Source organism: Streptomyces sp. NPDC026500 (assembly GCF_055567635.1).
Genome location: NZ_JBVHQB010000001.1, coordinates 674,045 through 693,193, shown reverse-complemented (window position 1 = coordinate 693,193; position 19,149 = coordinate 674,045). Strand labels below are relative to the sequence as shown.

Sequence of the window (19,149 nt, the reverse complement as noted above, 5' to 3'; positions counted from 1 at the left end):
CGCACGCGGTCGAACCCACGGGGGTGAGTGATGCCGCCACAGCGCAGCACCGGTACGGACTCGGAAGCGGAACATCCGCGCTATGCCGGGCAGTACCTGCTGGAGGCGAGACTCGGCTCCGGTGGCATGGGAATCGTGCATCTGGCGCGGTCCGCCTCCGGGTTGCGGCTGGCCGTCAAGGTCGTGCATGCCGAGTTCTCTCAAGACCCCGAGTTCCGGGGGCGGTTCCGACAGGAGATCGCCGCCGCCCGGCGGGTCAGTGGTGCCTTCACGGCGCCCGTGGTGGACGCCGACCCCGAGGCCGAACACCCGTGGATGGCAACCCTGTTCATCCCCGGGCCGACGCTCGCCGAGCATGTGAAGCGGAACGGCGCGCTGTCCTCGACCCGGTTGCGCCATCTGATGGCCGGACTCGCCGAGGCATTGCGGGACATCCACCGGGCCGGGGTCGTGCACCGCGACCTCAAGCCCAGCAACGTCCTGCTGGCGGAGGACGGGCCGAAAGTCATCGACTTCGGCATCTCGCGCCCCGCCGACAGTGAACTGCGTACGGAGACCGGCAAGTTGATCGGCACTCCGCCGTTCATGGCACCGGAACAGTTCAGCAGGCCACGGCATGTGGGGCCGGCCGCCGATGTGTTCGCCCTCGGTTCCGTGATCGTGCACGCGGCCACCGGGAGCGGGCCGTTCGACTCGGACAGCCCGTATCTCGTCGCCTATCAAGTCGTCCATGACGAACCGGACTTGACGGGCGTGCCGGAGGACATGGTCGGCCTCGTCGCACGCTGTCTCGCCAAGGAGCCCGAGAATCGGCCCACGCCGGACGAGCTGATGACCGCGCTGCGCTCGGTCTCGGCCTCGTACGACACCCGGGCCTTCATTCCCGAACAGCGCACCGGGAAAGGGGAGCCGACGCCGTCCGTGCGGGAAATGGCTCCGCGGCCGAGGCCTGAGCGTCCCGAGGGCGCCGAGGACCGTACCCATGTGGCTGCCCGGAAGAGGGGCGGACGGGACCGTCGGCTCCGCGCTGTCATCGCGGTCGCCGGGCTCGCCGTGGCCGGTGTGGCTGTCGGTGCCTTCGGTCTGCTGGGCGGGTCGCAGAGCCCCGTGGCGGAACAGCACACCGCGCGGCCGTCCAAGACCGCCTTTCAGCCGTGGCAACTCGACCTGCGTGCCCCGGATGCCAAGGCCGGCGGTCAGTCGCAGTGCACGTACGCCCGTCGAGCACTGCTGTGCGTCCGGCCCGGTGTCCTTGCCGCCGCGATCGATCCGGAAGACGGCAAGGTGCTGTGGTCCCGAAGCGACACGGGGAACGGGAACTCCTACTCCATCCCGGCGCCGGTCCTCTCCGGGGGGCTCCTGCTGGTCGGCAGTCGAAGCGGGCATCGGCTGACCGCCCTGGATCCCGCCACGGGCACGACTCGCTGGAGCCGCGACGTCACGCGCTACGAAGGCCGTGTCACGCCCGTCGCCGGTGTCGTCCTGCTCACCGGCCCCGACTCCAAGGTCACCGCGCTGAACGCCGCCACCGGCGAGGAGAAGTGGCGTCACGCGATCCCGGGGCTGGCCGTCCCCCAATTCCAGTCGTACGGGGACGGGGTCGCCTACGTGGTCTCGACGCCCGCCGAGGCCGGGAGCGGTACCGGGACCCGGGTGACCGCGGTGGACCCGACGACCGGTGCCACGACCTGGCAGCGGCGCATGGACGGTGCGCTCAGCCTCGTGGCCGCCAGAGGCGGAACGGTCTGGTTCACCTCGACCACCGTCGACCAGTACGCGGACGCGGTTCTGCGCTACGACGTGGCGAACCGCAGGATTCAGCGCACCACGCTGCGCATCCCGCAGGCTCAGGCGCAGGTGGCCGTACAAGGGGACACCTCGTATCTGCTGGGGAGCGACGGTTCGCTGGTCGCCGTGAACACCAGGACGTCGGAGCAGCTGTGGCGGGCGGAGACGTCCGTCAGCAGGGCCTCGGCTCCCACTGTGGTCGGCCATCGTCTCTACCTCACCGCGGCGGACGGGCGGCTCATCGCCGTCGACACGGATCGCGGCACGCTGCTCGGGCAGACGAAAGTGCGGCTGGAAAGCGACCGGGGCTCGCTCATCAGCGTGCTCCCCGCCCCCCTCACCTCCAACAGCCACATCTACGCCACCGCCCCCGACGGCTCCCTGTTCGCGGTCGACGCGCGGGATCCCACGGCCTGGTGATCGGCCTGGTGATCGGCCTGGCGATCGGCCTGGTGATCGGCTGGTGAGACGCGAAGGGGCAGCCCCGGCAGGAGCGGCCCCTTCCCGGCTTCACAAGCCTTGTCAGCGCTTCAGCCCGTGACGGCTAGCCCAGCTTCGAGACGTCCCGCACCGCGCCCTTGTCCGCGCTCGTCGCCATCGCGGCATACGCGCGAAGGGCGGCGGAGACCTTGCGCTCGCGGTTCACGGGGGCGTAGACGCCGTTCAGGGCGTCGCGGCGGGTGGCCAACTCCTCGTCGGACACGAGCAGTTCGATGGAGCGGTTCGGGATGTCGATGCGGATGCGGTCGCCGTCCCGGACGAGGGCGATCGTGCCGCCGGACGCGGCCTCGGGGGACGCGTGGCCGATCGACAGGCCCGAAGTCCCGCCGGAGAAGCGGCCGTCGGTGATCAGGGCGCAGGTCTTGCCGAGGCCGCGGCCCTTGAGGAACGAGGTCGGGTAGAGCATCTCCTGCATACCGGGGCCGCCCTTGGGGCCCTCGTAGCGGATGACGACGACGTCGCCGTGGGTGATCTCCTTGCGGAGGATCTTGTCGACGGCCTCGTCCTGGGACTCGCAGACGACCGCCGGGCCCTCGAAGGTCCAGATGGACTCGTCGACGCCGGCCGTCTTCACGACGCAGCCGTCGACGGCCAGGTTGCCCTTGAGGACCGCGAGGCCGCCGTCCTTGGAGTAGGCGTGCTCGGCGGAGCGGATGCAACCGCCCTCGGCGTCCTCGTCCAGGGCCTCCCAGCGCTCGGACTGCGAGAAGGCCTCGGACGAGCGGACACAGCCGGGGGCCGCGTGCCACAGTTCGATCGCCTCGGGGGACGGGGAGCCGGCGCGCACGTCCCAGGTCTTCAGCCAGTCCGACAGGGACGGGCTGTGGACGGAGTGGACGTTCTCGTCGAGCAGGCCCGCGCGGTGCAGTTCACCGAGGAGGGCGGGGATGCCGCCGGCGCGGTGCACGTCCTCCATGTAGTACGTGCGGTCCTTGGCGACGTTCGGGGCGACCTTGGCGAGGCACGGCACCCGGCGCGAGACCTCGTTGATCTCGTCCAGACCGAAGGGGACGCCCGCCTCCTGGGCGGCGGCCAGCAGGTGCAGGATCGTGTTGGTGGAGCCGCCCATGGCGATGTCGAGGGCCATGGCGTTCTCGAAGGCCGCGTGGGTGGCGATGTTGCGGGGCAGGACCGACTCGTCGTCCTGGTCGTAGTAGCGGCGCGTGATGTCGACGACCGTGCGCGCCGCGTCCTCGTACAGGCCCTTGCGGGCGGTGTGGGTGGCGAGGACCGAGCCGTTGCCGGGCAGGCTCAGGCCGATGGCCTCGGTCAGGCAGTTCATCGAGTTGGCGGTGAACATGCCGGAACAGGAGCCGCAGGTCGGACAGGCGTTCTCCTCGATACGGAGGATGTCCTCGTCCGAGATCTTGTCGTTCACGGCGTCGGAGATCGCGTCGACCAGGTCGAGCGTACGGACCGTGCCGTCGACCAGGGTGGCGCGGCCGGACTCCATGGGGCCGCCGGAGACGAACACCGTCGGAATGTTCAGGCGCAGGGCGGCCATGAGCATGCCGGGCGTGATCTTGTCGCAGTTCGAGATGCAGATCAGGGCGTCGGCGCAGTGCGCTTCGACCATGTACTCCACCGAGTCCGCGATCAGGTCGCGGGACGGCAGGGAGTACAGCATGCCGCCGTGGCCCATCGCGATGCCGTCGTCGACCGCGATCGTGTTGAACTCGCGGGCGATGCCGCCGGCCGCCGTGATGGCCTCGCTGACGATCCGGCCGACCGGCTGGAGGTGGGTGTGACCGGGCACGAACTCCGTGAAGGAGTTGGCGACCGCGATGATCGGCTTCCGTCCGATGTCCGCGCCCGGTACACCGGAGGCGCGCATCAGGGCGCGTGCGCCCGCCATATTGCGGCCGTGGGTGACTGTGCGGGACCTCAGCTCGGGCATCGTCGCTCGCTCCTTCGGGGAGGCATGAGGAGGGTTATGACTGAAGTCGAGCGTACGCCGGTGCTCCAGGATCCGGACAGGCCGTCCGCATCTCGGAACACACGTCTCGACCAGCGGCCACCCTCGCACGGCATACGTGCAGGTCAGCGGCGTTCTGCCGCGGTGGAACCATCGCTGTGGCGGATCCGCTCGCTCATGAGTTCGCCAGGTGTCCGGATGGGCTCACCGATGCCTCTTGGTGCGGCGGATGCCTCATGGGTTCATCAGGCGTCCTCGTGGGTTCGCCGGGCGTCCTCGTGAACTCGCCAGGCATCCTCATGGATTCGCCAGGCGTCCTCATGGGTTCGTCAGGTGTCCCTGCACCACCGGCGCCACCCTGGCCACGATGCGTTCCAGGTCCACCGAGGCCAGCGGCTCGACCTTGATCACATAGCGCAGCATCGCGACCCCGACCAGTTGGGCCGCCGCCAGCTCCGCGCGCAGCTCCGCGTCCGGGACGTCGAGCCGGCCGGCGATACGGCGCAGCAACTGCGCGGCGACGAGACGGCGGAAGACGGCGGCCGCGGTGTCGTTGTTCACCGCCGAGCGGACGATGGCGAGCAGCGGCGTACGGGTCGTGGGGTTCTCCCAGATACCGAAGATGAAGCGGGTCAGGCGTTCGCCGACGCCCTCGACGGACCCCTCGACAAGTGTCTCGGGCGCGCCGAGCGCGGGGGCGAAGGCGACCTCGATGGCCGCCTCGAAGACCTGTTCCTTGGTGCCGAAGTAGTGGTGCACGAGCGCGGAGTCCACACCGGCGGACTTGGCGATGCCGCGGACCGACGTCTTCTCGTAGCCGCGCTCGGAGAACTCCGCGCGGGCCGCCTCCAGGATGCGGTCGCGGGTGGCGGGGGCCGCCTCCGTCTGCGTACGGGTGGGGCGTCCCCGGCCGCGCCGGGGGGCGGCGTCCGTCATCCGCGGGGCACCTTCACGGCGGAGGCGAGGTGGAGCCGCGTGAAGGCGAGGGCCTCCGCGAGGTCGGCCTCGCGTTCGGCACTGGACATCGCGCGGCGGGTGTTGACCTCGATGACGACATGGCCGTCGAAGCCGGAGAGCGCGAGCCGGTCCAGGAGTTCGGCGCAGGGCTGGGTGCCGCGGCCCGGGACCAGGTGCTCGTCCTTGTTGGAACCGTTGCCGTCGGCGAGGTGGACGTGTCCGAGGCGGTCGCCCATGCGGTCGATCATCTGCAGGGCGTCGGTACGAGCGGTCGCGGTGTGGCTGAGGTCGATCGTGAAGTGCCGGTAGTCGTCCTTCGTCACGTCCCAGTCGGGGGCGTACGCGAGCATCTCGCGGTCGCGGTAGCGCCACGGGTACATGTTCTCGACGGCGAATCGCACGTCCGTCTCGTCGGCCATGCGCCAGATCCCGGTGACGAAGTCACGGGAGTACTGACGCTGCCAGCGGAACGGGGGATGGACCACGACGGTGCTCGCGCCGAGCTTCTCGGCGGCGGCCCTGGCGCGCTGGAGCTTGGTCCACGGGTCGGTGGACCAGACCCGCTGGGTGATCAGCAGACACGGGGCGTGCACGGCGAGGATCGGGATCCGGTGGTAATCGCTGAGGCGGCGCAGCGCGTCGATGTCCTGGCTGACGGGATCCGTCCATACCATGACCTCGACGCCGTCGTACCCGAGGCGCGCGGCGATCTCGAAGGCCGTCGCGGTCGACTCCGGGTACACGGAGGCCGTGGACAGGGCGACCTTCGCATCCGGGATGCGCACCACTGGTTCTGCCACGAGGGACAGCGTACGGGGTGCCTCCGGCGGTTGGGCGAGGGGCGGCGAGCTTGGCCGAGAGGCTCCTGTGGGCCCCGGGCGGGGGTGGGTTGGGCTCCGGCCCGGGGGCGGGCGGGCCCTCCAAGCCGGGGGTGGATGGGCCTCCGACCTGGGGGTGTTCGGGCTTCCGGCCCGGGGTGCGGCGGCCGTCGGCCCGAAGGGTGCGGGGCCCTGCCGGGATGCTCCGGTGATCGGCTCCACAGCCACTCGCCGGAGTGTCCACGTGATCGACGCCACGGTCCCGGGCGGGTGCCCACTCGCCGCCGGGGGCGGGTACCCCATTCGCCGCCGGGCTGCTGCCCACTCGCCGCCGGATCGGATCCCCACCCGCCGTGGGGCGAGACTGCCGTCACGCGGCGGGCCGCCGTGCGGGGCCGGTCGCGCCGTTCCCCGCGCGCCTTGGCGGTGCCCTCCCCGGGGTCCGTCACCTGTCACCGCCGGATCGGGTGCCCCCCCGCCGTGAGGGAGGCCGCCGTGCGGGGCCGGTCGCGCCGTTCCCCGCGTCACCGGCGGTGCCGCCCCCGTTTTCGTGTTACTCCGAGGCCATCTGGTCCAGGCGGCGCAGGATGACGCCCTCGCGGAGGGCCCAGGGGCAGATCTCCAGGGTCTCCACGCCGAAGAGGTCCATGGCTGCCTCGGCGACCAGGGCGCCGGCGAGGAGTTGGGCGGAGCGGCCCGGGGAGACGCCCGGCAGCTCGGCCCGTTCCTCGGCCGTCATGGACGTGAGGCGGGGGACCCAGTCCTCCAGGGAGCGGCGCTTGAGCTCACGCTGGACGTACAGGCCGTCGGTGGAGCGTGCTGCACCCGCGAGCCGGGCGAGCTGCTTGAACGTCTTGGAGGTCGCGACCACGTGGTCGGGGGCGCCGAAACGGCTGAACTCTCCGACCGTCCGGGCGATCTGGGCCCGTACATGCCGGCGCAGCGCCCGCACGGCCGCCGGGTCCGCCGGGTCGGTGGGCAGCCAGCCCGCGGTCAGCCGGCCGGCGCCGAGCGGCAGCGACACCGCCGCGTCCGGCTCCTCGTCCATGCCGTACGCGATCTCCAGGGAGCCGCCGCCGATGTCGAGGACGAGCAGCTTGCCCGCCGACCAGCCGAACCAGCGGCGGGCCGCCAGAAAGGTGAGCCGGGCCTCCTCCGCCCCGGTGAGCACCTGCAGCTCGACATCGGTCTCGGCCTGCACCCGGGCGAGAACCTCGTCGGCGTTGCTGGCCTCGCGCACGGCCGACGTCGCGAACGGCAGCAGGGCCTCGACACCCTTGTCCTCGGCGGCCTCCAGGGCGTCCTGGACCGTCTCGATCAGCTTGTCGACGCCTTCGGGGCCGATGGCCCCGCTCTCGTCGAGCAGTTGGGCAAGCCGCAAATCGGCCTTGTGCGAGTGGGCGGGCAGTGGCCGGGCGCCGGGGTGGGCGTCCACCACCAGCAGATGCACCGTGTTCGATCCCACGTCGAGGACACCGAGTCTCATGTACGGAACGCTACTGCCCACACGACGATTCACGAGGGGCGGGGCGAAAGCCCACGTCGAACGGTGATCTCCGGGCAGCCGCCGGGACGTCCCCGGAGCGGGCAGAAGCGACTTACCCTGGACCCGTGCCAAAGACGAAAAAGGCGAAGCCCGACAAATCAGCCACGGTCTCTCCGCAGGCGAAGGCCACCAAGTCCAAGAAGTCCGTGCAGAAAAGCGACGAGAAGGGGCTCGACTTCGCTCGCGCGTGGGTGGAGTTCCCTGATCCGGCCGACGACGAGCAGGTCTTCCGGTGCGATCTGACATGGCTGACCTCTCGCTGGAACTGCATCTTCGGGAGCGGCTGCCAGGGCATCCAGGCGGGTCGCGCCGACGACGGCTGCTGCACGCTGGGGGCCCACTTCTCCGACGAGGACGACGAGAAGCGGGTGGCCGGGCACGTGGCCCGGCTCACGCCGGACATCTGGCAGAACCATGACGTGGGCGTGGAGACGGGCTGGGTGTCCACGGACGAGGACGGCGACCGCCAGACCCGCCCGTACGAAGGCTCCTGCATCTTCCAGAACCGTCCCGGCTTCGCCGGTGGCGCGGGCTGCTCGCTGCACATCCTGGCCATCAAGGAGGGGCGCGAGCCGCTGGAGACCAAGCCGGACGTCTGCTGGCAGCTGCCCGTACGTCGCACGTACGAGTGGATCGACCGGCCCGACGACACCCGGGTGCTCCAGGTCTCCATCGGCGAGTACGACCGCCGCGGCTGGGGACCGGGCGGCCACGACCTGCACTGGTGGTGCACGTCGGCGACCTCGGCACACGGCGCCGGCGACCCGGTGTACGTCTCGTACCGTCCGGAGCTGATCGAGCTGATGGGCAAGGCGGGGTACGACCGCCTGGTCCAGCTGTGCGAGGAACGGCTGGCCTCGCAGCTGCCGCTCGTGGCCCCGCACCCCGCGGATCCGGTGGACTGAGTCCCCATCCCGCGGATCCGGTGGGTCGGGTTCGCATCCTGCGGATCCGGTGGGCTGGGTCCGCTTCCGGGCCGTACGGCGAGTGGCTCGGTTCCTACGAGGCGCCCGGGTCATCGTTGTCACTCGGCGGTGGCGACGAGTCGCCCGGGCCCGAGGGGGACGAGTCGGTGGCCGTGGGTGTCGGCGTCGGGTCGGTCGGGGACGGGTCCGGGCTTGTCGGGGTCGTGGTCGGTGTCGCGGTGGAGCCCGGTCCTGAGGGGCTCGGACCGGTCACGGTTGGGTCGGGGTGGCCGCCGGGCCGGGGCGAGCCCGCCTTCCCGTGCCCCTCGATGGTGACCACCGCGCCCGCCGGGGCGATCGCCACCCGCGCGGTCCAGTGGCCCGCCGGCTCGCGAAGGTGATCGACGTACACCTTGATCGTGAACGAATCGCCCGGTTCGAGCGTTCCCGAGGACTGGCTGAGGTAGAGCCAGGACGCGCCGGTGCGCGCGGACCAGCGGACCGGTGAACTGCCGGACGCGGTCAGCGTGACCAAGGTCGTGTCGCCGCTGGTTCCGGCGGCCACCGACAGGTGTCCCGGAGTGCCTCCGCGGGCGCTGACGACCTCCACGGAGACATCCGGCGAGCCGCTGCCCTTGGTGAAGTGGGAGCCGGGTCCCGCGCTGGCGTTTCCGGCGTTCTCGTAGCCGCCCGCCTGCCCGCCGTCCAGACCCTCGGGGTCCTGGGCCTCGCTCGTGCTGGTCGGGCGGCCGTCCACGCCCTCGCCGGTCAGGGGCGCCCCCCGGTACGCCGCCCAGAGGGCGAGCACGGGCGCGGCGACGACGGTGGCGACGATCGTCGTCGTGACGGCACGCGCGCGAAGACGGTCCCTTCGGGCGGCGTGGTCCTTGGGGTCCATGGGAAAGCCGCGCCGGTCGAAGCGCGGAGCGCTGCCCCGCGCGCGTGGGGTGTGCGCCATCGCGACGCGCAGGGCCGCTTGCGGGGCCTCCAGCACGGGCAGCGCCGCGGGCGTGACGCTGGTGCCGGGCCAGGCGCCGGGGACCGCCCGCTCGGCGGTGCGGCGGCAGTCGTCGACGTGCCGGACGAGCTCGCCGCGCAGGGTGGTGCTCAGCACGAGCCGGCTGTCGCCGGTGAGCCGGGCGACGCTCGGACAGGCGCCGGTCTCCACGACGGCGAGGGCCGCGCGGGTGCGTTCGACCTCGCAGGCGGCGGAGGCGAGCAGCTCGCGCGCCGCGGCGAGGTCCATGCCGAGGACGGCGGCGACCTCGTGGGCGGCGAGCTGGTGCCGCACGGCGAGTTCGAGCGCCTCGCGCTGCTCCGGGGTGGTTCCGGCGGCCTCCGGCCACGCCAACAGGGCGAGTTCGCGCCGACGGTCGTCCTGGACCTCCTGGGGCACGGGAGCGGCGCTCAGCGCCTCGGCCGCGCGCCGGTCGGCGGCGGCCTTGTGCGCTCCCTTGAGGGCGGCCTCTTCGTGGGGGCCCTTGGCGGCACCCAGGGGGCCGCTCCTACGGGGGGTGTGCCGCCCGGAGGCGTGCGCCGCCTGCCGCTTGCGCCGCGCTTCGGTGAGCTTGCGCAGGCAGGACCAGCGGGCGAGCGCGTAGAGCCAGGCCCTGCGGTCGCCTGCGGACTCCGGGCCGCGCGGGCCGCGCCGCTCGGCCAGCGCGAGGGCGTCCCCCAGGGCGGCGGTGGCCGCGTCGTGGTCGCACAGCACGGACAGGCAGTAGGTGAACAGGCCGTCCAGGTAGGGCTCGTAACGCGCGGGGGGACGCTGGACCAGGGTGCGGGGGGTGGCGCCACGGGGCGCGGCCGCCCGCTTGCGCGCGGCTCCGTGCGCCCGGTGTGCGCCGGTGGTGTGCGTGGAGGTCTCCGGACTGCTGCTCGTCACCCGTGCGACCGTAGGTGCCCGGGGCCGGCCCCTTCCTCCCCCTTGAGCACATTTAATCCGTACGGGTGAAACGATCCCTCATAAGGGGACAGGAACCTCCGACCCCTGGCCTGGGCCGTCACGGGTGGCGATGGCAGTCCATGGCAGATGGGTCGGCGGCAGCTCCGCGCGGGGCCCGGTCTCGCGGGGGTGGGAACGGAGCACGGGGGCTCGCGCCACGGGCCCGGGAGGGTTCGGAGGGCCGGGGGCCGGACGACTCAGGGCACGGGACACATCCGCCCAGAACACGGCCCGGGGCGGCGGCCCAGGGCGGGGCCGTACCGGCGCGTGCCGGGTTGTCAGTGGGTCCGGCTACGGTTCGGTCATGGCTGCCCGTACGAAAACCGCGAAGGACCGGCCGTCCTACCGCTGCACCGAGTGCGGCTGGCAGACGGCCAAGTGGCTCGGCCGCTGCCCCGAATGCCAGGCATGGGGGACGGTCGAGGAGTACGGCACGCCCGCTGTCCGCACGACGGCACCGGGACGGGTCACCACGTCCGCGGTCCCCATCGGACAGGTCGACGGCCGTCAGGCCACCGCCCGCAGCACCGGCGTGCCCGAGCTGGACCGCGTTCTCGGCGGGGGTCTCGTGCCGGGGGCGGTCGTCCTCGTCGCGGGCGAGCCCGGCGTCGGCAAGTCCACCCTCCTACTGGACGTGGCGGCCAAGTCCGCGAGCGACGAACACCGCACCTTGTATGTGACGGGCGAGGAGTCGGCCAGCCAGGTGCGGCTCCGCGCGGACCGCATCAAGGCGATCGACGACCACCTCTATCTCGCCGCGGAGACCGATCTGGCGGCCGTCCTCGGCCACTTGGACGCGGTGAAGCCGTCCCTGCTCATCCTGGACTCCGTCCAGACGATCGCCTCCCCGGAGATCGACGGCGCGCCCGGCGGCATGGCCCAGGTCCGGGAGGTCGCGGGCGCGCTCATCCGCGCCTCCAAGGAGCGCGGCATGTCCACCCTGCTTGTGGGCCATGTCACCAAGGACGGCGCGATCGCCGGACCCCGGCTGCTCGAACACCTCGTGGACGTCGTCCTCTCCTTCGAGGGCGACCGGCACGCCCGCCTGAGGCTCGTCCGAGGGGTCAAGAACCGCTACGGCACGACGGACGAGGTCGGCTGCTTCGAGCTGCACGACGAGGGCATCACCGGCCTCACCGACCCCTCGGGGCTCTTCCTGACGCGCCGCACCGAGCCCGTCCCCGGCACTTGCCTGACCGTCACCCTCGAAGGCCGCCGCCCACTGGTCGCCGAGGTGCAGGCACTCACCGTGGACTCCCAGATCCCCTCCCCGCGCCGTACGACATCCGGTCTGGAGACCTCCCGCGTCTCGATGATGCTCGCCGTCCTGGAGCAGCGCGGCCGGATCAGCGCCCTCGGGAAGCGGGACATCTACTCGGCGACGGTCGGCGGTGTGAAGCTCTCCGAGCCCGCCGCGGACCTCGCCATCGCGCTCGCCCTGGCGTCCGCGGCCAGTGACACCCCGCTGCCCAAGAACCTCGTGGCGATCGGCGAAGTGGGGCTCGCGGGCGAGGTCAGACGGGTCACGGGCGTCCAGCGCAGGCTTTCCGAAGCACACCGTCTGGGCTTCACCCACGCGCTCGTACCGACCGATCCGGGCAAGGTCCCGGCCGGTATGAAGGTCGTGGAAGTGGCCGACATCGGCGCGGCGCTGAGCGTCCTTCCGCGCTCGCGTCGCAGAGAGGCCCCACGGGACGAGGAGCAGCGCCGGTAGACTTTGCCCTGGTCTCGCCCGTCCGTACGAACCGAGGGCGACCAAAAACCTGCGACCGGAGGAGTGCAGTGGCAGCCAACGACCGGGCAGCAGCTCCCGGAAAGTCCGGCGGGAGCTCCGGTGCCGATGGCCTGATGCGCGCCTCATTGAGCGCCGTGGCACCCGGCACGGCACTGCGCGACGGGCTCGAACGGATCCTCCGCGGCAACACGGGCGGACTCATCGTGCTCGGCTCCGACAAGACCGTCGAAGCGATGTGTACGGGTGGATTCGTCCTGGATGTCGAATTCACCGCGACCCGTCTGCGTGAACTGTGCAAGCTCGACGGCGGCATCGTGCTCGACAAGGACATCACCAAGATCCTTCGGGCGGGCGTGCAGCTGGTGCCCGACCCGACGATCCCGACGGAGGAGACGGGCACCCGGCACCGCACCGCGGACCGGGTGAGCAAGCAGGTCGGCTTCCCCGTCGTCTCGGTGTCCCAGTCGATGCGTCTGATCGCCCTGTACGTGGACGGTCACCGCCGCGTCCTGGAGGACTCCGCCGCGATCCTCTCCCGCGCCAACCAGGCCCTCGCCACCCTGGAGCGGTACAAGCTCCGCCTGGACGAGGTCGCGGGAACACTGTCGGCGCTGGAGATCGAGGACCTCGTCACCGTCCGGGACGTCTCCGCGGTCGCGCAGCGTCTGGAGATGGTGCGCCGCATCGCCACCGAGATCGCCGAGTACGTCGTCGAACTGGGCACGGACGGCCGTCTGCTGACCCTCCAGCTCGACGAGTTGATCGCCGGCGTCGAGCCCGACCGCGAGCTGGTCGTTCGGGACTACGTGCCCGAGCCGACCGCCAAGCGGTCCCGCACGGTCGACGAGGCGCTGTCCGAGCTGGACGCGCTCGCCCACGCCGAGCTGCTCGAACTTTCCACGGTGGCAAAGGCGTTGGGCTACACCGGCTCTCCCGAGGCGCTCGACTCCGCGGTCTCCCCGCGCGGCTTCCGCCTCCTCGCCAAGGTGCCGCGCCTGCCCGGCGCGATCATCGACCGGCTCGTGGAGCACTTCGGCGGGCTCCAGAAGCTCCTCGCCGCCAGCGTGGACGACCTCCAGACGGTCGACGGCGTGGGCGAGGCGCGGGCGCGCAGCGTCCGCGAGGGACTGTCCCGTCTCGCGGAGTCGTCGATCCTGGAGCGCTACGTCTAGTCGGTCCTGGAGCGCTATGTCCAGGGGTTCCTCGTCGGTCGAGGGCCCCGGTTCAGGCCTCACACGGCGGCCCCTCGGATCAGGGCCGGCCAGTCGAGGGCCCTCAGTCCTTGGACAGGACGAACGACGTCTGCGCCTTGGTCAGGCCCGGAGCCTTCGCCTCGACCAGGTAGGTGCCGGCGGGGGCCGAACCCGACGGGGGCGTCGCACACGCGGGGGCGCCGGGCCTGCGGTCCCACTTCACCGTGTAGACGACCTGGCTGCCGGCCGGCACGCGGTAGAGGACGCCCGCGGTGTTCTTCGGGCAGTCGTCCGAGGCCCAGATGTCCTTGTCGCTGCCCGCCTGAGTGATCGTCAGAACCGTGTTCTTCGGGCCGAGATCGACCTTGCAGTCGCTGCCCGAGGTGTTCTTGGCGATGAACTCGATCGCGGGCTGCTCGCCGGGGGCGTACGTGTTGTGCACGCTCTTGAGCGTCAACTTGACGTTGTTCGAGGTGCAGTTGGGGAGAGTGGAACCGGCCGGGAGCTGATCGGCCGATCCGCCGCCGCCGTTGTTCGCCCCGTCGTCGGAGCCGCCGCCGGAGCCCGCGCCGGAGCCCGTGGAGCCGTCGCCGGAACCGTCACCGGAACCTCCGCCGGACCCCCCGCCGCTGTCGCTCCCGCTCCCGCCGGTGCCGCCGCCGCTGTCACCCCCGGCGCTCGACTCGTCGCGGCCGCCCGGGTGTTGGCTGATCGCGGGGCCCGAACCGGACGGGCCCGGCGTGATCGAGGTCGCGGGGTTCTTGCCGTTCGACCCGCCGGCACCGTTGTTGCCGCCCCCGCCGCCGGTGCCGACCACCCAGACGGTGAACAGCGCCAACAGCCCTACTACGGACAGCAGAACGGCCCTCCGACGCCAGTAAATGGTGGAGGGGAGCGGCCCGACCGGATTGCGCAGAGATCCCACGGCGCAAACTGTACGAGAGATCGGCCGCGCCGCTCGCCCCACCCGCCGCCCCGGTACCAACTTTTCCGGATCATCATCCCGGCGGGCACCCTTCCCGGCGCCGCGACGGCCGCCGGGTGCGGTCTTTCACCACCGCCCGCCCCCGGCGTCGTCCCCGCATCCTCACCACCGCATGGCAGGATCGACATCGCCATGACTGCACCCATCAAGCCCACCGAGCCCACCCGGAACGCTCCCGGCGAGAACCTCCACACCCCCGTCATCGCCTGGTTCGACGAGCACGCCCGCGATCTGCCCTGGCGGCATCCCGATGCCGGCCCCTGGGCGGTGATGGTCAGCGAGTTCATGCTCCAGCAGACCCCGGTCAACCGCGTCCTGCCCGTGTACGAACAGTGGCTGGCCCGCTGGCCGCGCCCCGCCGATCTGGCGAAGGACGCCCCCGGGGAAGCCGTCCGGGCCTGGGGACGGCTCGGCTACCCGCGCCGCGCCCTGCGTCTGCACGGCGCCGCCGTGGCCATAACGGAACGGCACGGCGGCGACGTACCGACGGAGCACGCGCAGCTGCTGGCGCTGCCCGGCATCGGGGAGTACACGGCGGCTGCGGTCGCGTCGTTCGCGTACGGCCAGCGGCATCCCGTCCTGGACACGAACGTGCGCAGGGTCTTCGCCCGCGCCGTCACCGGCGTGCAGTACCCGCCCAACGCCACCACCGCCGCCGAACGCAGGCTCGCCCGTGCCCTGCTGCCCGAGAGCGAGAGCACGGCGTCGCGCTGGGCCGCGGCGTCCATGGAGCTCGGCGCACTGGTCTGCACGGCGAAGAACGAGACGTGTCACCGCTGCCCGATCGCCGCGCAGTGCGCCTGGCGGCTGGCCGGCAAGCCGGAGCACGACGGACCGCCGCGCAAGGGGCAGACGTACGCGGGCACGGACCGTCAGGTGCGCGGCAAGCTGCTGGCCGTCCTGCGGGAGGCGCATGTGCCGGTTCCGCAGACCGCGCTGGACCGGGTGTGGGACGAACCCGTCCAGCGGGGACGGGCGCTCGACGGACTCGTCGCCGACGGACTCGTGGAGCCGCTCCCCGGTGGTCTGTATCGGCTGCCCCTGACATAGCGGCGACACCAGAACCGGATCAACCGGGACGTAAGACCACTTCCCCTTACCCCGCACCTACGACCGTTACACAACCGACGGACAGCCGAGTGCTGGCCGCAGGCTGTCTCGGACAACCCCGTGACAACCCCTCCGTAGCTTCAGTGCCGTACCGCAGGAAAGGCCGCAACGAGCGGCGGAAGAGCGGCGGTTCGCAGGGCAACGGACAACCGACAGCAGGCAGGTCGGAAACGGGGATGGAGGCGGTTGATCATGGCGCACGGCGAGGTGCTCGAATTCGAGGAGTACGTCCGCACTCGGCAGGACGCGCTGCTGCGCAGTGCCCGCCGCCTGGTCCCCGACCCGGTCGACGCCCAGGACCTGCTCCAGACCGCGCTCGTGCGGACGTACGGCCGGTGGGAGGGCATCGCGGACAAGCGCCTCGCCGACGCCTACCTGCGCCGCGTGATGATCAATACGCGCACCGAGTGGTGGCGGGCCCGCAAGCTCGAGGAGGTGCCCACCGAGCAGCTGCCGGACGCGTGTGTGGAGGACGCCACCGAGCAGCACGCGGACCGCGCGCTGCTGATGGACATCATGAAGGTTCTGGCACCCAAGCAGCGCAGCGTCGTGGTGCTGCGACACTGGGAGCAGATGTCCACGGAGGAGACGGCCGCCGCACTCGGTATGTCGGCCGGAACGGTCAAGAGCACGCTGCACCGGGCGCTGGCCCGGCTCCGCGAGGAGCTGGAGAGCCGCGACCTGGACGCCCGCGCGCTCGAACGTGAGGAGCGGGAGCGTTGCGCGGCCTAGGAGCAGTTCGGGCCAGAGCGGCCCTGAAGGCGGGGAGTTCGGCGGCTGCCGGGCTCACCGCCCTCGGCCTTTTCGTCACCGCGTGCGCCACCGGGGGCACCGGCGCCCGCGACGAGGGCCCGGCGGGCACCGACGCGGTCGCCAAGGGCAGCCTCACGCCGGTCATCTCCGGCTCGCCCTCCAAGGCGTCCAAGCGCGTGGACGCGGTCAAGATCGTCGAGAGCGACCCGACGGTCAGCGCGGCGGTCAAGCGCGACCTGAAGCCGTGCGTCGCCGACGAGTACCCGGTCGACGTGTCGTACGGGGACCTGACCGGCGGATCCTCGAACGACATCGTGATCAACGTGATGACCTGTGCCGATGCCGTCGGCGTCGGCTCGTACGTCTATCGCGAGGAGAACGGCAGGTACCAGAATGTCTTCAAGGCCGAGGAGCCGCCGGTCTACGCCGAGATCGACCGGGGCGATCTGGTGGTCACCCAGCAGCTGTACGAGAAGGGCGACCCGGTGTCGTACCCCTCCAGCGAGGAAGTGATCACCTACAGCTGGTCCGCGACGCGCTTCGCCGAGCAGTCCCGGATCCACAACGACTACAGCAACGCGGTGGGCGGCACGAGTTCGCCCGACCCCGACGCGAACTGAGAGCGGACGGAACAGCCGGATGGCAGAGCAGACCCACGTCCTGTTCGTCGAGGACGACGACGTCATCCGCGAGGCCACGCAACTCGCCCTGGAGCGCGACGGCTTCGCGGTCACGGCCATGCCCGACGGGCTCTCGGGCCTGGAGGCGTTCCGCGCCGACCGTCCCGACATCGCCCTGCTGGACGTGATGGTCCCCGGGCTCGACGGCGTCTCGCTGTGCCGTCGTATCCGCGACGAGTCCACCGTGCCGGTCATCATGCTGTCCGCCCGCGCCGACTCGATCGACGTCGTGCTCGGCCTGGAGGCCGGCGCCGACGACTATGTGACCAAGCCCTTCGACGGCGCCGTGCTGGTCGCCCGTATCCGCGCGGTGCTGCGCCGCTTCGGGCACGCGAACGGCGGCGTGGGCGCGACGGGCGAAGGGTCCGCGCCGATGGACGGCGGGGTGCTGGCGTTCGGTGATCTGGAGATCGACACCGAGGGCATGGAGGTTCTCAGGAGCGGTACGCCGGTGGCGCTGACGCCCACCGAGATGCGGCTGCTCCTGGAGTTCTCGTCCGCGCCCGGGACGGTGCTGAGCCGCGACAAGCTGCTCGAACGTGTGTGGGACTACGGCTGGGGCGGGGACACCCGTGTGGTCGACGTCCATGTGCAGCGGCTGCGCACGAAAATCGGCCAGGACCGTATCGAGACGGTCCGCGGCTTCGGCTACAAGTTGAAGGCCTGAGCACGCTATGCGGGGGATATTTCAGCGCTCGGCTCCGGGGAGACCCTCGGTTCCCGGGCAGGGACCGGTTCCGGGGAGACGCTCGGACGCGGGCGGCGGCATGAACACGGGTTCGCGCGACGACGTGGGCTTCGCCGTCCACAGGAGTTCCGGCGGGGGCGAGATCCTCGGCGGGGATACCGGCAGGCATCCCGGCAGGTTCGGAGGCCTCGGCGGAGACACCGGCAGGAGCCGAAGCATCGGCATCGGCATCGACCGGGGCGCGGATTCGGGTACGAGCATTCGTACGGGCATCCGCTGGAAGCTCAGCACGGCGATCGCCCTGGTCGGCGCGCTCGTCGCCATCGCGCTGAGCCTGGTCGTGCACAACGCGGCCCGCGTCTCGATGCTGGACAACTCGCGCGACCTGGCCGACGAGCGCATCCAGCTGGCCGAGCGCATGTACGGGCCGGGCCGGCCGCCGCCGTTCGGGGCCAAGATCGACGATCCCGCCATTCCGTCGGACCTGATGACGAAGGTCTCGGAGGGGCGGCGGGCGACGTACGTCTCCGACAACACGAAAGGCGTGCCGGACATCTGGGCCGCCGTACCGCTCAGGAACGGCCAGGTGCTGTCCTGGCACGAGCGGTTCACGGACCGCAACGCGGACGTGATGAAGGACCTCGACCAGGCGCTGATCATCGGGTCCATCGCGGTCGTCTTCGGCGGCAGCGCGCTCGGCGTGCTGATCGGCGGCCAGTTGTCGCGCCGACTACGCAAGGCGGCGGCCGCCGCGAACCGGGTCGCCAAGGGCGAGCGGGACGTACGGGTGCGGGACGCGATCGGCGGTGTCGTGCTCGACGAGACCGATGACCTCGCGCGTGCCGTGGACGCCATGGCCGACGCGCTCCAGCAGCGCATCGAGGCCGAGCGCCGGGTCACCGCCGACATCGCCCACGAACTGCGCACCCCGGTGACGGGGCTGCTCACGGCGGCCGAACTCCTGCCGCCCGGCCGCCCCACCGAACTCGTACGCGACCGGGCGCAGGCCATGCGCACCCTCGTCGAGGACGTCCTGGAGGTCGCCCGGCTGGACGGGGCCTCCGAGCGGGCCGAGCTGCAGGACATCATGCTCGGCGAGTTCGTGGCCCGGCGGGTCGCCGCCAAGGGCGCGGACGTCGAGGTGCGGGTGGTGCACGAGTCGGAGGTCACCACGGACCCGCGCCGCCTGGAGCGCGTCCTGCTCAACCTCCTCGCGAACGCCGCCCGGCACGGCAGACCGCCGATCGAGGTCACCGTCGAAGGCCGCGTCATCCGCGTCCGCGACCACGGCCCCGGATTCCCCGAGAAGCTCCTCGCCGAGGGGCCGAGCCGCTTCCGCACCGGCAGTACCGACCGCGCGGGCGACGGCCACGGACTCGGCCTCACCATCGCCGCGGGCCAGGCACGGGTGCTCGGCGCGCGGCTGACCTTCCGCAACGTACGGCCCGCCGGGGCACCGCACGACGTACCGGCCGAGGGCGCGGTCGCGGTGCTGTGGCTGCCGGAACACGCGCCGACGAGCACCGGGAGCTACCCGATGCTGCCGCCGTCCGGGAAGTAGCCGCAGCGGCGAGCACCTGGCCGGCCGGGTCCGGGGCTTTGGCTGGTCCGGGCCCGTCGGTGCCTGTCC

General features: G+C 71.7%; 15 protein-coding genes. 9 read left to right on the top strand and 6 right to left on the bottom strand.

The annotated features are described in order from the left end of the window. Nucleotides 1-30: 30 nt before the first annotated feature. Nucleotides 31-2,208: a protein kinase domain-containing protein gene (locus ACZ4N5_RS03065; RefSeq protein ID WP_467755362.1), complete on the top strand. Its 2,178-nt coding sequence runs from the start codon at nucleotides 31-33 to the stop codon at nucleotides 2,206-2,208. A 124-nt stretch (nucleotides 2,209-2,332) separates the two neighbouring features. Here ACZ4N5_RS03065 and ilvD read toward each other — a convergent pair whose 3' ends face one another. From ilvD to ACZ4N5_RS03045, 4 genes are all read right to left on the bottom strand, one after another. Then, on the bottom strand, nucleotides 2,333-4,186 hold the full coding sequence (ilvD, locus tag ACZ4N5_RS03060) for a dihydroxy-acid dehydratase (RefSeq protein WP_467755361.1): 1,854 nt from the start codon (nucleotides 4,184-4,186) through the stop codon (nucleotides 2,333-2,335). Nucleotides 4,187-4,522: 336 nt separating this feature from the next. Further along, the gene (locus tag ACZ4N5_RS03055; protein ID WP_467755360.1) at nucleotides 4,523-5,140 is read right to left on the bottom strand and encodes a TetR/AcrR family transcriptional regulator; all 618 of its coding nucleotides are present in this window, start codon (nucleotides 5,138-5,140) and stop codon (nucleotides 4,523-4,525) included. Beyond that, the gene (locus ACZ4N5_RS03050) at nucleotides 5,137-5,961 is read right to left on the bottom strand and encodes a sugar phosphate isomerase/epimerase family protein (protein ID WP_467755359.1); all 825 of its coding nucleotides are present in this window, start codon (nucleotides 5,959-5,961) and stop codon (nucleotides 5,137-5,139) included. Before ACZ4N5_RS03050 ends, ACZ4N5_RS03055 begins: the two co-directional genes overlap by 4 nt. A 571-nt stretch (nucleotides 5,962-6,532) precedes the next feature. Further along, on the bottom strand, nucleotides 6,533-7,465 hold the full coding sequence (locus ACZ4N5_RS03045; protein ID WP_467755358.1) for a Ppx/GppA family phosphatase: 933 nt from the start codon (nucleotides 7,463-7,465) through the stop codon (nucleotides 6,533-6,535). Between the two features lie 125 nt (nucleotides 7,466-7,590). Here ACZ4N5_RS03045 and ACZ4N5_RS03040 point away from each other — a divergent pair, with 125 nt between their 5' ends. Then, nucleotides 7,591-8,430 (top strand): DUF3109 family protein, encoded by an 840-nt coding sequence (locus ACZ4N5_RS03040; RefSeq protein ID WP_467755357.1) that lies wholly within the window; start codon nucleotides 7,591-7,593, stop codon nucleotides 8,428-8,430. A 94-nt stretch (nucleotides 8,431-8,524) separates the two neighbouring features. On the opposite strand, the gene ACZ4N5_RS03035 is transcribed toward ACZ4N5_RS03040, so the two are convergent. Further along, entirely contained in the window at nucleotides 8,525-10,315 is a 1,791-nt protein-coding gene (locus tag ACZ4N5_RS03035; protein WP_467755356.1) for a BACON domain-containing protein, read from the bottom strand. A gap of 364 nt (nucleotides 10,316-10,679) precedes the next feature. Here ACZ4N5_RS03035 and radA point away from each other — a divergent pair, with 364 nt between their 5' ends. Then, complete coding sequence (gene radA, locus ACZ4N5_RS03030; protein ID WP_467755355.1) at nucleotides 10,680-12,089, top strand: DNA repair protein RadA; 1,410 nt, start codon at nucleotides 10,680-10,682, stop codon at nucleotides 12,087-12,089. 68 nt (nucleotides 12,090-12,157) lie between these two features. Next, complete coding sequence (gene disA / locus ACZ4N5_RS03025) at nucleotides 12,158-13,282, top strand: DNA integrity scanning diadenylate cyclase DisA (protein ID WP_467755354.1); 1,125 nt, start codon at nucleotides 12,158-12,160, stop codon at nucleotides 13,280-13,282. Between the two features lie 103 nt (nucleotides 13,283-13,385). Here disA and ACZ4N5_RS03020 read toward each other — a convergent pair whose 3' ends face one another. After that, entirely contained in the window at nucleotides 13,386-14,228 is an 843-nt protein-coding gene (locus ACZ4N5_RS03020; protein WP_467755353.1) for a hypothetical protein, read from the bottom strand. Between the two features lie 192 nt (nucleotides 14,229-14,420). Here ACZ4N5_RS03020 and ACZ4N5_RS03015 point away from each other — a divergent pair, with 192 nt between their 5' ends. The 5 genes from ACZ4N5_RS03015 to cseC all read left to right on the top strand — a co-directional run bounded on the left by ACZ4N5_RS03015 (nucleotide 14,421) and on the right by cseC (nucleotide 19,080). Further along, entirely contained in the window at nucleotides 14,421-15,338 is a 918-nt protein-coding gene (locus tag ACZ4N5_RS03015) for an HhH-GPD family protein (protein ID WP_467755352.1), read from the top strand. A 252-nt stretch (nucleotides 15,339-15,590) separates the two neighbouring features. Then, entirely contained in the window at nucleotides 15,591-16,130 is a 540-nt protein-coding gene (locus ACZ4N5_RS03010; RefSeq protein ID WP_339130720.1) for a SigE family RNA polymerase sigma factor, read from the top strand. After that, a complete protein-coding gene (locus ACZ4N5_RS03005; protein WP_467755351.1) occupies nucleotides 16,118-16,771 on the top strand; it encodes a hypothetical protein in 654 nt (217 codons plus the stop codon). Before ACZ4N5_RS03010 ends, ACZ4N5_RS03005 begins: the two co-directional genes overlap by 13 nt. 19 nt (nucleotides 16,772-16,790) lie before the next feature. Next, nucleotides 16,791-17,498 (top strand): two-component system response regulator CseB, encoded by a 708-nt coding sequence (gene cseB, locus ACZ4N5_RS03000; protein WP_467755350.1) that lies wholly within the window; start codon nucleotides 16,791-16,793, stop codon nucleotides 17,496-17,498. 100 nt (nucleotides 17,499-17,598) lie between these two features. Then, nucleotides 17,599-19,080 carry a two-component system sensor histidine kinase CseC gene (cseC, locus tag ACZ4N5_RS02995; protein WP_467755349.1) on the top strand — a complete coding sequence of 494 codons (1,482 nt, stop codon included), beginning with the start codon at nucleotides 17,599-17,601 and terminating at the stop codon, nucleotides 19,078-19,080. Nucleotides 19,081-19,149 lie beyond the last annotated feature (69 nt).